The sequence below is a fragment of the Rhodococcus sp. MurmanLake-1 genome, assembly GCF_056945715.1.
In genome coordinates this window covers 22,091-37,518 of sequence record NZ_JBWZNF010000004.1, presented here as the reverse complement: position 1 = coordinate 37,518, position 15,428 = coordinate 22,091, and the positions used below count along the sequence as shown (strand labels likewise).

General features: G+C 65.0%; 7 protein-coding genes and 2 tRNA genes. 5 read left to right on the top strand and 4 right to left on the bottom strand.

What is annotated here, in order from left to right; all coding sequences use genetic code 11:
• Positions 1-228 precede the first annotated feature (228 nt).
• The 3 genes from AC2ETI_RS13035 to AC2ETI_RS13025 all read left to right on the top strand — a co-directional run bounded on the left by AC2ETI_RS13035 (position 229) and on the right by AC2ETI_RS13025 (position 2,008).
• Positions 229-301, top strand: a tRNA-Lys gene (locus AC2ETI_RS13035).
• 110 nt (positions 302-411) lie between these two features.
• Positions 412-1,842 carry an amidase gene (locus AC2ETI_RS13030; protein WP_290287618.1) on the top strand — a complete coding sequence of 477 codons (1,431 nt, stop codon included), beginning with the start codon at positions 412-414 and terminating at the stop codon, positions 1,840-1,842.
• Between the two features lie 93 nt (positions 1,843-1,935).
• Positions 1,936-2,008 (top strand) — tRNA-Lys (locus AC2ETI_RS13025).
• Between the two features lie 65 nt (positions 2,009-2,073).
• Here AC2ETI_RS13025 and AC2ETI_RS13020 read toward each other — a convergent pair.
• Positions 2,074-2,295 (bottom strand): DUF3618 domain-containing protein, encoded by a 222-nt coding sequence (locus AC2ETI_RS13020; protein WP_003945299.1) that lies wholly within the window; start codon positions 2,293-2,295, stop codon positions 2,074-2,076.
• 145 nt (positions 2,296-2,440) lie between these two features.
• Between AC2ETI_RS13020 and bcp the strand changes: the two genes are divergently transcribed.
• Entirely contained in the window at positions 2,441-2,914 is a 474-nt protein-coding gene (bcp, locus tag AC2ETI_RS13015) for a thioredoxin-dependent thiol peroxidase (RefSeq protein WP_483634015.1), read from the top strand.
• On the opposite strand, the gene AC2ETI_RS13010 is transcribed toward bcp, so the two are convergent.
• Complete coding sequence (locus AC2ETI_RS13010) at positions 2,911-4,260, bottom strand: M20/M25/M40 family metallo-hydrolase (RefSeq protein WP_483634014.1); 1,350 nt, start codon at positions 4,258-4,260, stop codon at positions 2,911-2,913. The genes bcp and AC2ETI_RS13010 overlap by 4 nt on opposite strands.
• 290 nt (positions 4,261-4,550) lie before the next feature.
• On the opposite strand from AC2ETI_RS13010, the gene AC2ETI_RS13005 reads away from it, so the two are divergent.
• The gene (locus AC2ETI_RS13005; protein ID WP_019749142.1) at positions 4,551-5,252 is read left to right on the top strand and encodes a TetR family transcriptional regulator; all 702 of its coding nucleotides are present in this window, start codon (positions 4,551-4,553) and stop codon (positions 5,250-5,252) included.
• A 58-nt stretch (positions 5,253-5,310) separates the two neighbouring features.
• Here the strand turns inward: AC2ETI_RS13005 and acpS are convergent, their stop codons facing one another.
• Positions 5,311-5,709: a holo-ACP synthase AcpS gene (gene acpS / locus AC2ETI_RS13000; RefSeq protein ID WP_019749143.1), complete on the bottom strand. Its 399-nt coding sequence runs from the start codon at positions 5,707-5,709 to the stop codon at positions 5,311-5,313.
• Between the two features lie 10 nt (positions 5,710-5,719).
• Positions 5,720-15,031, bottom strand: a complete 9,312-nt coding sequence (locus AC2ETI_RS12995; protein WP_483634013.1) for a fatty acid synthase subunit beta domain-containing protein — start codon at positions 15,029-15,031, stop codon at positions 5,720-5,722.
• Positions 15,032-15,428: the final 397 nt, after the last annotated feature.

The window sequence follows — 15,428 nt, the reverse complement described above, 5'->3', positions numbered from 1 at the left end:
GGGACTTGCGGTATGACTGCGCTGCACCAATGATGCCAGGCGCGCTCGTTACCAACGGTCATGAAGGGCCACGCCGTCAGTAACGTTCAAGTATCAATCGCTCCGAACCGTCCGTTTTGTTACCGCTTTCAGCGGATTTCCTCCGATTGGACTACGGCAGCGAGGCCGCCACCTGGCGATTTGCTCCCGAACCGGCGATTCGGCTAATGTTCTGTCTCGCAAGAGCGAGCGCCTATAGCTCAGTTGGTAGAGCAAGTGACTCTTAATCACTGGGTCCGGGGTTCGAGTCCCTGTGGGCGCACTTGCAAGGTCCCCACCTTCTTCGGAAGGTGGGGATTTTTCTTTGTGGCTTGGTGGACAGGTCGTGGTGAATAGACTTCACAGTTACCGGAACCACGGCCTGGAGGTCTGATGACTGAGCGCGAATTCACGCCCGGCGGCGAACTGGCATTTGCCGGGGTGGCAGGTCAGGCAGCTCTGATCCGGTCCGGAGCTTTGTCCGCCCGCGAACTCACCGAGACCACACTTCGCCGTATCGAGCGCCTCGATTCGACGCTCAACGCATTTGTACGAGTTCTCGCGGACGAAGCACTCGACGAGGCGACACGGCTCGATCAACGTCAGGCCGACGGCAAAACCCTGGGCCCACTGCACGGAGTCCCGATTGCAATCAAGGACGAGAACGACGTCGCCGGAACGCCGACGACGTACGGCGGTGCGGCAGCAACGCGCATCGCATCGGCCGATTCAGAGGTTGTCCGTCGGTTGCGCGAAGCGGGTGCGGTGATCGTCGGCAAGACGACGATGCCCGAGTTCGGCATCTGGCCCTTCACCGAGACTGCCGCAAACGGATACACGAGAAACCCTTGGGACACCGGCATATCCACCGGCGGATCGAGCGGAGGATCTGCGTCGGCCGTCGCGTCGGGAATGGTCGCGGCGGCAATAGGCGGCGACGGCGGCGGTTCCATACGATTGCCTTCGGCGTTCTGCGGGTTGTTCGGACTCAAGCCGCAACGCGGTCGGGTGAGCACAGCGCCGAACCGAAACCTCTGGCGCGGACTCGGCACACTCGGGCCTCTCACTCGTTCGGTCGAGGACAGCGCGCTCGTATACGACGCAATCACCGGTACCACCGAGATCGACGACTACACAGCCGAAACGCTCCGAACCAGCTTTGCCGACGCGGCCGTGTCGGCACCCGGGCCGCTTCGCATCGCGGTGTCCACCCGGAGTCCGGTCCGGGGCGTCCGTCCGTCAGCGGAGATCGTTGCCGCGGTGCTCTCGATCGCAGAGATGTTGAGCGCGTTGGGACATCACGTCGAAGAACACGATCCCGAGTACCCGGATGCCACTGCCGCTTTTCTCCCGCAGGTGCTCGGCGGTGTCCGCGACGAAGCGCTTCGTGTCGATCATCCAGCGCTTCTCGAGAAGCGCACGCGAGCGCTCGCCTCGATCGGCCGGATAGCTGCACCCGCGCGCGTCGGTAAATTCGCCTACCGCAAAGGTGAGCGAATTGCAGCGACGGTCAACCAGGTCTTCGACACCTTCGACCTGGTCCTGATGCCGACGACGCCCGCGCTGCCACGCCCGATCGGACAACTCGAAGGAACCGGCCTTCTGTCCGCAGTCCGCAAGGCGTTGCCGATCGCCGCCTACTGTTCTATCTGGAATGTTTGCGGCAACCCGGCGGCCGCGGTACCCGCCGGCTTCTCCGAACACGGACTCCCCCTGAGCGTCCAACTGGTTGCGCGCAGCGGTGGCGAATCGGCGATTCTCGCCGTCGCACAGCAGTTGGAAAGCACCGTCCGCTGGCCGGATTCACGCCCGCCACACTCGTGAATTCCGGAAGCGATGTAACCATCGTCACCACGATGAACACGCGTTTTGCAAACTCCTGAGCCTGTCGGCTAATGTTCTGTCTCGCAAGAGCGAGCGCCTATAGCTCAGTTGGTAGAGCAAGTGACTCTTAATCACTGGGTCCGGGGTTCGAGTCCCTGTGGGCGCACTTGCAAGAAGGCCCCCACCTCACCAGGTGGGGGCCTTCTTCATGTTCTGCCTTCGAAAACTCGGTCAGCGAATGATCTTCCGGACCACGAGTAGTCCCACCACTGAACCAACTGCGATAAGCGCGTACTTCACTGCCGGCTCGTTGAGCTTGGCGAGCACCGTCTTCTTGGTGTTCTCGACCAGCCGCTTCGGGTTGGTGCGGACCGTCAGTTCGTCGAGTGTGCTCGCGAGCTGGTTACGCGCCTTCTCGATCTCGCGTTCGATGCTCTCGGTGTCCCTGGGCACGTGTCCTCCAACTTGTCTGTGTTCTGCTGCTCTGTGTGCGGGTCTGCTGTGCGGACGCAGCGCGCCGACACTTCGCTCTACCGTAGAGGAGCAGAATGCCCTCGCGCCCACCTGCCGCGCAATTTCTCGACTAACCTCGATTCCCGTGACCGAGAACAGTAGATTGTCCGCCGGCGACGTCGCGCCGGATTTCACGCTCCCAGACGCCGACGGCAACGAGGTTTCGCTTCACGATTACCACGGCCGCAAGGTCATCGTGTACTTCTACCCCGCGGCCAGCACCCCGGGGTGCACCAAGCAGGCCTGCGACTTCCGCGACAGCCTCGCCGAATTGAACGGCGCCGGGCTCGAGGTCGTCGGAATCTCGCCGGACAAGCCAGCAAAACTCGCGAAGTTCCGCGATACCGAAGAGCTGACCTTCCCGCTGCTCTCCGACCCCGAGAAGGCGACGCTCGAAGCCTGGGGCGCATTCGGTGAGAAGAAGATGTACGGCAAGACGGTCCAGGGCGTCATCCGCTCGACGTTCCTCGTTGACGAGGAAGGCAAGATCGAGGTGGCCCAGTACAACGTCCGGGCCACCGGCCACGTCGCCAAGCTACGACGCGATCTATCCGTCTAACTCCCGTACCTGCTCAAGAACAGCGCCTCCGCGAAAGCGAGATTCTCGATCTCCGACGGGTCGACGCTTTCGTCAGGTGCATGAATGCGGCACTGCGGTTCCTCGACGCCGATCAACGCGATCTCCGCGTCGGGGAACTGCTCGGCCAACGCACTGCACAGCGGAATCGATCCCCCTTGGCCGGCAAACCCCACTTCGCGGCCGTAGGCATCGGTCAGCGCAGACTTCAGCTGCGCGAATCCCGTCCCTTCCGTCGAGGACGAGAACGGTGATCCCGTCGATTCCGGTGCGACCTCGATGTGGACGCCCCACGGCGCCGCTGCACGGAGGTGGTCAGTCAACAACTTCTGCGCCCGCGCCGGATCCGTGCCAGGCGGGACACGAAGATTCAGGCGTGCGGATGCACGGGGCGTGATTGCCGCCGCAGAACCCACGACCGGCGGGCAGTCGATACCCAGGATGGTCAGCGCCGGACGAGCCCACACCTGCTCGGCGACCGAACCGGAACCAGTCAGCTGTACCCCTCCGAGTACCCCGGCGTCGGAGCGAAACTGATCGCCGTCGTAACTGACTCCCGCCCACTCCTGGTCGTTGGTCAAGCCCTCGACAGTGGTGTTTCCGGCGCCGTCGTGCAGCGTCGAGAGAATGTGCACCAGCGCGGTGATCGCATCGGGTGCCGGTCCACCGAAGACACCGGAGTGAATCTCACCCTCGAGCGTCGACACGTGGACCACCACGTTGGCGATCCCGCGCAGTGATGTCGTGATCGTCGGCTCCCCCACCTCGGTGTTGCCGGTATCGGCGATCAGGATCATGTCGGCCGCAAAAAGTTCGGGGCGCTCTCGCACCAGATCCTCGAGACCGCCAGTGCCCATCTCCTCGGATCCTTCGGCGACGATCGTCAGATGGGCGCTCGGATCCACACCGGCAGCGGCGAGCGCTCGCAGAGCTGTCAGATGCATGACGACGTTGCCCTTGCAGTCGGAAGCGCCGCGTCCGTACCACCGTCCACCCCGCTCGGTGAGTGTGAAAGGCGGCGAGCCCCAGAGCTCTTCGTTTCCCGGCGGCTGAACGTCGTAGTGGCAGTACAGCAGAACGGTCGGAGCACCGTCTGGACCTGGTCGACGACCGACGACGGCGGCCGAGCCGTCGGGGGTCTCGATCGCCTCGATATCGGCGAAACCCTGATCGCGGAATGCCTCCAGGACCCAATGTGCCGCGGCCGCGCATTCTTCCGGCGGGTACTGCCGTGCATCTGCGACGGACTTCATCGCCGCAAGTGCACTCAGATCCTCATGGGCACGCGGCATGAGTTCACGTACCGCGGTTCGCAGTTCTTCCGTCATCGTCTCCCTCTCCTCGGCATCGAACCTCGGTGTGCCCGAAGAATCTCAGTGTGCCCGAATCGGGCGTAGGGAGTCGGCAGGATCGCCGTTGCGCCACACCGCGCAGCAACCTCTTCAGCTACTGGACAGGTGGTCACCTAGTATCGAGGTGTGGCAACAGCATCGGGACTCGTGTGCGCGCACCTGCGCGGTGCGTTTCGACCGATCACGACCGCCGAAGTAGGTGGCCGATGACACCGGATAATGCACAAGTCCCAAATTCGACAGAAAACACCGATAGCCTGGAAGACGTGCAGCCCACGACTCGTAACCGCGCGCGGCGACGAGTCGACCCAGCACTGGAGAATCCTCAGAGCCTCGAAGAACCGCAGGAACTGCTGCCGCGCAAGCGTCCGACGCAAGAGCGCAGCCAGCGTAAATTCGACGCACTCCTGGCGGCGTCACGGGAACTCCTCACCGATGTCGGTTTCGAATCGTTCACCTGCGAAGAGGTCGCGGCACGTGCTGACGTCCCGATCGGGACGCTCTACCAATTCTTCGCGAACAAGTACGTCATAGTGTGCGAATTGAACCGCCAGGATCTCGTCGGGGTCCAGCACGAGCTTGCGCAGTTCGGCGGCGAAGTACCCTCGCTCGACTGGTTGCGGTTCCTGAACAGTTTCGTCGATCACATGGCCGGACTGTGGACGTCCGATCCGTCGCGCCGCGAGGTCTGGCTGGCGATGCAGTCGACGCCGTCCACGCGGGCCACCGGAGTCATTCACGAAAAGCAATTCGCCGAGACCGTAGCGAAAATGCTCGGTCCGTTGACGCCTCGTACGCGGCGAGATCGTCGCCTGATGATGGCGGAAGTTCTTGTCCACGTGGTGTATTCGATGCTCAACTTCTCGGTTCAGGACGGTCAGTCGCATGCCGACGCCGTCGCCGAACTGAAAAGGTTGATGATCGCGTATCTCCTCGTCGCCGAGAAGGAATCCCGCACGAAGGACTAGTCGAACGACAAAGAGCCGGTCTCCCCTTGGGAGACCGGCTCTTTCGTGTCGGGCAGTGTTACTCCGGGTCGGATTCGATGACCGCGACAGCGCCCGCCATGTCCCCGTCGTGGGTGAGCGAGATATGAATTTTCACTCCGGTGAGGTGTTTGGCCACGTCACCGCGAAGCCGGATGCCCGGGCGACCCCAGGCGTCCGAGACGACCTCGATCTGATTGTGGATCATCTCCCCCAGCACCGGCGGGCTGGCGAAGAGAGCAGTTGACCATGCCTTGATCACTGCTTCCTTCGCTGCCCACCGGGCGGCGAAATGTCGTGCCGGTTCGGAGCTCCGGGTAGCGGCGTCTCGACGCTCGCCCGGTGTGAAGTTGTCGAGCATTGCCGTTCCCGGCCTGTTCAATTGCTCGGCGAACTCCGACACCGTCACGAGGTCGAAGCCGATACCCAGAACTCCCATACCGTGATTATTACTTGCAGCCGGGCAGATTCGAGCGGTACACCAGATCTGCGCCGAGTCGTGCGTCCTCGCTCAGCAGCATGTCCGCTTCGAGCTGACGCGACGCCTTTGCCGGCGTTCCGTCGGCACCGAGGCGACGATCCGCCGGGCGCTCGTAAAGGCTGTCGCCACCGCACATCGCCTTGGCGAGGCGGCGCTGACCGTCGATCGTCCGCTGCTGCGCCGCAGCAACATAGTCGGCGCGCTTGTCGGCCGGAACCGACTCGACGAATGCCTGCGGGTGCACGACTGCGATCAGGCCGGAGACGTGACCGAAGCCGAGGCTGGTCAGCAGGCCGGCACGCAGCGGAAGCTGATCACCGAACTTGAGCGGCTGACGTGCCCACACGAGGTGCTCGAACTCGGCCATCTTGTCGTCGACGCAGTCGAGGCTGCGGTTCGGCGGGACGATGCCCTGGCTCAGTACCTGGCAGAGCCCGATCAGCTGGAAGGCTGCGGCACCACCCTTGGCGTGACCGGTCAGGCTCTTCTGCGAGACCACGAACATCGGCGCACCTTCACTGCGTCCCAATGCCCCGGCGAGGCGCTCGTGCAGCTCTGCCTCGTTCGGATCGTTGGCGGCAGTGGAGGTGTCGTGCTTGGAGATCACGGCGATGTCGTCGGCGCTCACGCCGAGAGCGTTGAGCGAGAGTGCGAGCTGCGAATCCGCTCCCCCACGTCCGGCGCCCAGTGCTCCGAGTCCCGGTGCCGGGATCGAGGTGTGGACACCGTCGGCGAACGATCCGGCCCAGGCGACCACACCGAGGACGGGCAGGCCCATCTCGAGTGCCAGGTCTCCGCGAGCGAGGAGAATCGTTCCGCCACCGGCCGACTCGACGAATCCGCCGCGGCGACGATCGTTGGCCCGCGAGAAGCGGCGATCCTCGATGCCCTTGGCGTGCATGTCCTCGGTCTTGGCAGTTGCCGACATGTCACCGAAGCCGATGATGCCTTCCGTGCTCAGATCGTCGAACCCGCCGGCAACAACCAACTGCGCCTTGCCGAGTCGGATCTTGTCGACGCCTTCTTCGACGGATACCGCTGCCGTGGCGCAGGCGGCGACGGGGTGAACCATCGCGCCGTAACCGCCGACGTACGACTGAACGACGTGCGCTGCAATGACGTTCGGCAGCGCTTCCTGCAGGATGTCGTTCGGACGGTTCTCGCCGAGCAGCGTGTCGATGTACAGGCTCCGCATCGAGGTCATGCCGCCCATGCCGGTGCCCTGCGTGTTGGCGACCAGGCTCGGGTGTACCCAGCGGAGCAGTTCGCTCGGAGTGAAGCCGCCGGTGAGGAAGGCGTCCACCGTTGCGACGATGTTCCAGAGTCCGACGCGGTCGACCGAATCTGCCATGTCGGCGGGGATGCCCCACTTGGTGACGTCGAAGTTGGTCGGGATCTGGCCGCCGACACTACGAGTCAGCTTCATCTTGCGCGGGACGCGGATCTCGGTGCCTGCGCGGCGAGTGACTGTCCAGTCTCCGGACTCGGCGGAAACCGTCGCCGTCGTGTTCTCCGGATCGGATTCGACGAAGGCCTGAGCCTCTGCCTCACTGCCGACCACGAAGCTCAGATCCTTGTCCAGGAACACGGAGGTGAGCAGCGGAGCGGTGTTGTCGATCATCGCGCCCTCGTCGACGTAGCGACGGATGCCGCAACGCTCGACGACTGCGTCGTGGTACTTGTCGGCGATTTCCGCCTCGGGTACCAGGTCACCGGATTCGACGTCGTACCAGCCCGGCTTGGGGTCGTTCTCCCAGACGATGAGTCCGGTGTTCCACGCCAATTCGAGAACGCCTGCGGCAGAGAGCTGCTCGTCGACCTCCATCTCGAAGCGGGTACGCGAGGAACCGTAGGGTCCGAGCTCTCCGGCACCCACGATGACCACGAGGTCCGCGGGGGTGACGTCCAGTTCGGGCCAGCTCGGAGCCTTGACCGAGTCGTCGATGCGAGCCGGCGTGGGCAGCGCCAGGATGCTGGACTCGTCCACTGCTTCGTCGACAGCCTCGGCGATCTCGGCAACCTCGGCAGCTTCCTTGGCCAAAGCACCCAGATCCAGGTTGGCCTCGGACAGTCCGCCGGTCAGGTCGACCTCGAGCGGAGCCTCTGCTGCAGCGCGCCGCGACTCGCGGGTTGCCGTCTTCAGCAGTTGGGTCGCCATCTCCTGGGTGGACCAGGTGCGGACGCCCGCAGCTTCGACCGCGTCGACGATCGGATCGTTGTGACCCATGAGTCCGGTTCCGCGAACCCAACCGATGACCGCGTGTGCCAACGTGACCCGCTCGGCCCAGTTCCGCTCGGCCTTCCAGCGGTTGACCACGGCGATCAGCGAAGCCTTGGCCTCACCGTAAGCACCGTCGCCGCCGAACGTTCCGCGGTTCGGCGAACCGGGCAGCACTACGTGCAGGTGCGTGTCGACATCGCTGTCGTAACCGATCTTCGACAGACCGCCGATGAGGCGCTCCACCGACCAGAGCAGCACGCGCATTTCCATTTCGGCGCGAGCGCCGGCGTCGGAGAGTTCGCCGCCGACACGCGGAGCTGCGAACGGGAAGAGCATCGTCGGCGTCATGGCCGGCTTGATGAGCTTCTTTGCGCCGCCTGCGTTCTCGGTGGCCTCGTTGCCGATCCAGTCGATCAGTGCGTCGACGTCGGTGTACGACGCCATGTTCGCGGGAACCACCCAGAGGGCGGCACCGGCGCGAGCGTTCTCGCGGTACAGGTCGCGGTAGAAGCCCAAACGCTGACCGTCGAGTCGTGAGGTGGTCACGAATACCGTTGCGCCACCGGCAAGGAGCTTGCCCGTGACCGCTGCCGCGATGGAACCCTTGCTGGCGCCGGTCACTACTGCGACCTCGCCTGCCCACTCGGGTGCGTCGGATTCTGTCGTCACGGCTGCATCAACGATGCGGGTGTAGACCTCGGCGAGCGCCGTGCGGCCCTCGTCGGTTGCACGGGTGGCCCACCACTTGGCCTGTGCGGCGACGGTGGAACCGGCACCGATGAAGTTCTCGACCGACAACGCGGTGTCACCGAGCCAAATACGAGCGAGATCCTCACGCGCACTTGCCCAACGGTCGTCGAGCAGCACGGCCTTCTGTGCGTCGAATGCCGGAGCAACCAGACGCGGCCAGTCGGAGCCGAGTTCAGCCGAGACCAGGTCGACCAGTTCGGTGTCCTCGACCGTCGCGACTGCCGCTTCTTCGTTCAGTCCGAGCTGCTCGAGCACCAGGCGTGCAGCCGAGGCCAGAACGCCGTTGCGCCCGGTGATGTTCTCGGTGAACTCACCCAGGGCGGCTGCGTCGACGGTTCCGCCGCTTCCGCCGCCGGTGGCCGGCAACGAGACACTGACTCCGCGTGCAGAGCCGACCGAGGCAACTGCGCTGTCGATGACTGCGTCGACCGCTGCGGCGTCGGCCAGTGCGCCGGAGCTCAGGCCACCGAGGTCGCCGCCGCGGATGCTGGCGCCGTCACGGGTGCCGAGAGCCACTGCTGCGGTGACGTGGTGCGCCCAGCCGTCGCCCAGTTCCCAGACCTTCTTGACGCGGTCGGCGATGTAGCCGGGACGCTTGCCCGAGGGGCCGAAGACCTTGCGCAGGTGATCGTTGATCGAATCGGAGAGCACCGGTCCGAACGGCTTGTACGTACGGGCGAGCTTGTCGACGGTTGCTCCCAAGGAGCCCATGTCGGCATCCGCGGCACCGTCGATGGCGCCGAGGGACAGCTCGGAGCCGAGGTCGACCAGAAGCTGGTTACGACGCGAGGAGACGCCGTCGCACAGTGCCTCGATCGTGTCGGCGGGGCCGACCTGATCGGGACGGAGCTTGGTCCACAGGCTGATCAGGACCTTCGTGGCGTCGGGCGCCTTGAAGGTGAGGTCGTCCGGACGCGGTCCACCCGAAGGTGCGGCCGGCGCAGCAGCTGCAACCGGAGCAGCGGCCGCGGCAACCGGTGCAGCCTGCGCGGCAGGCGCTTCGATCTCGTCGTCGTCATCGACGGCGGGGTCGACGTCGGTGCCGTAGACGATCGCAGCTTCGCGCTCGACGTTGAGAACCTCGACCGGGTAGCCGAAGCGGCCCGGCAGCTTGAGGGTCTGCGACGCGAGGTTTGCAACGGTCGGGGCAGCGCCGAGACCGATCTCGACGAAGCGTTCGACCCCGAGTCCACCTTCGGACTCGTCGCCGAAGAGCAGGTCCTGCGTCTCGATCCAGCGGACCGGGCTGGCGAACTGCCAAGCCAGCAGCTCGATCAGGATGATGCGGGACAACTCGTGAGTGCGCGTTGCGTAGCTGTCGAAATCTGCGAGGACTTCCTGCAGCGGCTCGGACGGCACCAGGTCGGCGATTTCCTGAACGAAGTCACGACGCAGCGAGAACGGCTTCGGAACCAGGTTCGGGATGTAGCGGCCGATCAGGATGTCCGGATCGATGTCGTGCGGGAGCAAGTCCTGCAGGCACACGCGGAAGTCCGCCACGCCGCCACGAAGGACGGTGGAGTGGAACGGCACGTCGATGCCGGGAACCTGGATGTATGCCCGCTTGCCACCGAATTCTGCTCGGCGACGATCGATTTCGACCTCGAGTGCGTCGAGACCGGCTACCGAACCGGCGATGGCGTACTGGCTGCCGCGCAGGTTCAGGTTGACGATTTCGAGGAACTCACCGGAGGTCTCGGCGACACCGGCGACGAAGCCCTGCACGTCGTCGTCGGAAACACCGATCTGCGACGGGCGAATAGCAGCCATGCGGTAGTCGGAGCGTCCGGCTTCGTCACGGGGAACGAGCTGGTGCATGGCGGAGCCACGCTGGAAGACGACCTCGAGAAGTGCTTCGAGCGGGAAAACCTCGGCGACAGCAGCGAGTGCGTTGTACTCACCGACCGAGTGACCGGCCAGAAGGGAATCCTCGATGAAGGTTCCGGATTCGCGCAGCTCGGCAACCTGGGCAACACCGAGAACGGCCATGGCCACCTGGGTGAACTGAGTCAGGTGCAGGACACCGTCAGGATGCTTGTGCTCGACACCGCGCGCCTTGACGGTCACCGGGTTGTCGCGCACGACAGCGAGAATCGAGAATCCGAGCGCCTTGCGGGTGTGCTTGTCCGCACGCTCCCAGACGTCGCGGGCGGCCTTGGAGCGTGCACGAGCGTCGAGGCCCATGCCCGGGCGCTGGATGCCCTGGCCGGGGAAGGCGTAGACGGTCTTCGGTGCGGCAGTGCGGCCGGTGGCGACCATCACCAGTTCGCCGTCGATGCGGCAGCCGACCTCGACGATTTCTGCGCCCTGGTCGATGCCGACACGGTCGACGCGGACGTCGATCTCGGCGCCGGGGCGAACCATCCCGAGGAAGCGGGCGGTCCAGGCGGTCAGGCGGCGCGGCGGGACGCGGGTCTCGGCCGGGTCGACTGCGGTGACTACCTGTTGCGCTGCGGCGGAGAGCCACATGCCGTGCACGATCGGGGTTCCGAGGCCGGCCAGCAGAGCGGCGTTGTCGGAGGTGTGAATCGGGTTGTGGTCACCGGAAACCTGAGCGAACGCACCCATGCTGACCGGCGCGAGGATCTTCGCGTCACGGCGACGACGACGCGAGGTGTCGACAGCCGCATCGCTGATCGATCCACCGGCGCGAGCCGGGTCGGCGAGTTCGCCAGCGCCGGTGCGTCCGCGGATCGCGAAACGCTCGGTCATGGTGACGACTGCGGGGGCGTCGAGGCCCTCGCCGAGCATGGCACCGACCTCGACCTTGACCTCGACGACGCGACCGAGGTCGGTGTCGAGAACCGAGGCGACCTCGGCATTGACCACGAGAATGCTTGTCTCGGAGGGAAGTTCACCGACGAAGTCGACGGTGTGGTCGAGGTGGACCAGGTCGAGCATGCCTTCGATAACGGAAAGACTGTCGAGCTTGGCTGCGCCGAGGACTGCGAACACTGCAGGCCAGCATGCTCCGACGACGACGTCCGGAACAGCCTTGCCGCTGACACTGAGCGTGGCGGGCAGACCCGAACCGGTGACACCGGCGTGATCGGCGATGCGATCGGGAACCCACGCGACGTTGAGCCGGGCCTTGCCGTTCTTGACTGTCGGAAGTTCCTGTCCGGCAGCAACTGCCAGCAGCGCGGACATCGCACCTTCGGCGTCGGCCTCGGTGACAACCGGAGCGCCGCCGTCTACGACGGACTCGGGGATGGTGATCGTGATGTCGACCGACTTGTCTGCCACCAAGGGAACCGAGAGCAGCACGTGCGAGGAATCGACGACGGTCAAGCTGGAACCCGTGGTGCCGTGAACTGCCTTGTCGGCAGACTCTGCACTCCACTCGTCGAGGTCACCGAGACGACGGACGGGGTTCTGGGTCAGGCGGCCGGCCCACTGGAGGTCGGGAGCGGAGAGGACGGCGTCGAGAAGTCCGGGTGCGGAATCCTGGTGGCGACGGCTCGCGAGTGCAACCGGAGCGGCTCCGGCAGCAACCAATTCGTCGTAGGTCGCCTTCTCGAAGCGATCGAGCAGGTCACCGACCGGCTCGTCGACACGGGTGATGCCCGCGACGGCGACGGTGCCGGGGATGACACAAACCTGATCGGCGGTGTAGCGGGGATCGTGTGCCTGCCACAGGGAGTCGCTGCGCCACCAACGGCGAACGTCACCGTCGACGACGGGAACGAAGTTGACCGGCTTGCCCGGCGTCTTGCACAACGAGGTGAAGAACGAGACGTCTGCGGGATGCAGAACCGTCGTCGAGTAGTCCGGGTACGACGCCTGCAGTGCGCAGATCGCAGCCTCGGGGCGCTCGAGAGTCTCGGCGTCGCCGAACAGTGTGGGGATCGGGCCACGGTCGACCGGGTGCAGACGCGCCTCGGTGCGCTGGAGCATCTCGCCGAAGCGAGCACGCCAGGTGATGTCGAGCCACGGGCTCGAGGTCGCCTCGACGATGGCGTCCTGAAGATCTGCGCCGCAATCGAATTCCTTCGCCGCGTCGATGCCGACGGTGAGCTCGAGGTAGCGGCGCAGCCACTGTGCGTACGTCATGGTCTCGACGTCGCCGAAGTACGGCTTGGCGGTGACGTCGAGGGCGGCGATGATCTCGTCGCGGCGCTCGGCCACTGCCTCGGAATCGCCGGCAACCTCGTCGAGGAGGCGTCCGGTGCGCGAAGCCGCGTTGTCGATCTCGTGAATGTCGGCACCGAGCTGGCTACGGCCAGAGGCCATTCCGCCTTCAGCGGTACCGGCACCGACCCAATCCGGTGTACCGGGCGTGTCGACGAGGAGCTGCTTGACCTCAGGAGAGGTGGTGGCCTCGAGAGTCGCCATGGCTGCAGTGCCGACCAGGATGCCGTCGACGGGCATAGCCGGGAAACCGGCTGCGGCAGACCAGCGACCGGTGAGGTAATCGGCTGCGCGCTCGGGGGTTCCGATGCCGCCGCCGACGCAGATGACCAGGTTCGGACGTGTACGCAGCTCGGCGTACGTGTCGAGGAGCAGGTCGTCGAGGTCTTCCCACGAGTGGTGTCCGCCGGCGCGGCCGCCTTCGATGTGGACGATGACCGGGAAGTTCGGAACCTCGTTGGCGATGCGGATCACGGAGCGGATCTGCGCCACGGTGCCGGGCTTGAACGCGATGTTGGTGATGCCGATCTCGGACAGCTCGTCGATGAGGGCAACGGCCTCTTCGAGTTCCGGGATACCGGCGGTGACGATGACGCCGTCGATGGGAGCGCCGGCAGTACGGGCACGCTGCACAAGGCGCTTGCCACCGAGCTGCAGCTTCCACAGGTACGGGTCGAGGAACAGGGAGTTGAACTGGACCGCACGGCCCGGCTCGAGCAGCATCTTCAGCTCTGCGACACGGTCTTCGAAGATTTCCTCGGTGACCTGTCCGCCACCGGCGAGCTCAGCCCAGTGACCGGCATTGGCTGCCGCGGCAACGATCTTGGCGTCGACCGTCGTCGGCGTCATGCCTGCGAGCAGGATGGGTGAACGACCGGTCAGCTTCGTGAACGCCGTCTCGACGCCGATGCGGCCACCGGGAAGCGAAACAGGCTTCGGCGCGAATTCGCTCCACGAACGTGAGACCTCAGGCGCAGCACCGGGGGTGAGCAGATTGCGGTGTCCGCCGCGGGTGGCGGCGGCGATGATGCCGATGCCCTGCCCACGCAGCGAAGAGGACGTCATACGGGTCAGCTGATCGCTGGGCCCGAGATCGAGAATCCACTTGGCGCCGGCGGAGATTGCGCCGTCGACAGCCTCGACCCAGTCGACCGGATCGACGAGGACACCCTGTGCAAGTTCACGCGCACGGTCGGCATCGAGACCGCAACGGGTTGCCCAGCTGCCGACAAGTTCGACGGCCTCGGCCAATGCTGGGTGATGGAAGCCGATTTCGGTGTCGAGCGGATCGAAGGACGGAGCGAAGACGGAACCGCCACGCTTCTTGCCCTCTCGCTCGCGAGCTTCTTCGGCTTCGATCTGCTCGCAACGCTCTTGCACGCGTGCCAGCTGAGCGGGCGGTCCGGCGAGAACGACGCGGCGACGGCCGTTGCGAATGGCGAGAACAGCCGCGCGTTCGGGGGCAACACCCTCGGCAAGCTCGGCGACGATGGCGGCGAGACGCTCGGGATCGACGCCCGAGACCGCAACCATCGGCTTCGCGGAGGCGCCGGCGATGACGCCGCGGCGACGGCCGACCAAGCTGGCAGCAGCACCGACGAGCTGTGCGACGGCGAGAAGTTCACCGTCGTCGTTGCCCTGCGCGGCTACGGCAGCGGTGGCCAGCAGGCCCTGCGAGTGGCCGATGACGGCAGCAGGCGGGTTACCGGCTACATCCAGACCCTGAGCGGAGAGTGCACGCAACGCCGCAAGCTGCGTGAGGAAGACGCCGGGGAGTGACACCGGAGCTGCGGTGAGCGCGGCAGCGGAAGGCCCGGCCGACTTCTCACCTTCTTCTTCGTCGACGATCTCGGCTTCGAGCATCCACGCGATCGGATCGAATCCGACCGGGCGAACCACGAGGAGATCCTGTGCGACGGGCGCGAGGCGTGCGGCTGCGTCATTGACCAGATCGGTCAGAACGGGCTCCAGGCCGTTGTCACGGCTGAGCTCCTCGAGCGAGGTGAGCCAGGGAGCGCCCTGTCCACCGAAAGCGATTGCGTAGGAAACGCCGTTGTTCAGCGAATCGACGAGGGCACCTTTGCTGGTCGTGCGGGACTGTCCCCCATCGACGCCGAAACGGCGTCCACCCTTCGAGTCGCGTCCGTTTCCTGTAGGTGTCGTGTCATCGATCGTCACGCGTACGTCCTCTCCTGGTCACCTCTGCGGCGAGGTGGGATTTGCGGTGTGCTGCCCGGCTGAAGTGCTCGCGAATTCGTCGAGAGAATCGACGGAGTCAGGGCGTTCGTGCAAGACAAGGTTTACACAGAATCATGAGGATTTCCTCACGTTTGTCGGCACCCTGGAAATCTGGACTTTCGAGGCCGTGATCTTCCTCACGAGACTTCGAGAAAGTGACTCGCGAGTAGGTCGCGAACGCCCTGCCTGGGACTGTTACCGGGATTTTCAGAAACCTGAGGAACCCCTCATATTTATTGTTACCAATTCGTGACCTCCTTGACGGACGGTCGATCCCGTGCGTTCCGGGCCACCATCTGTCGGACCCCCTCGCTACGTTCAGCGCGTCCACACCGGA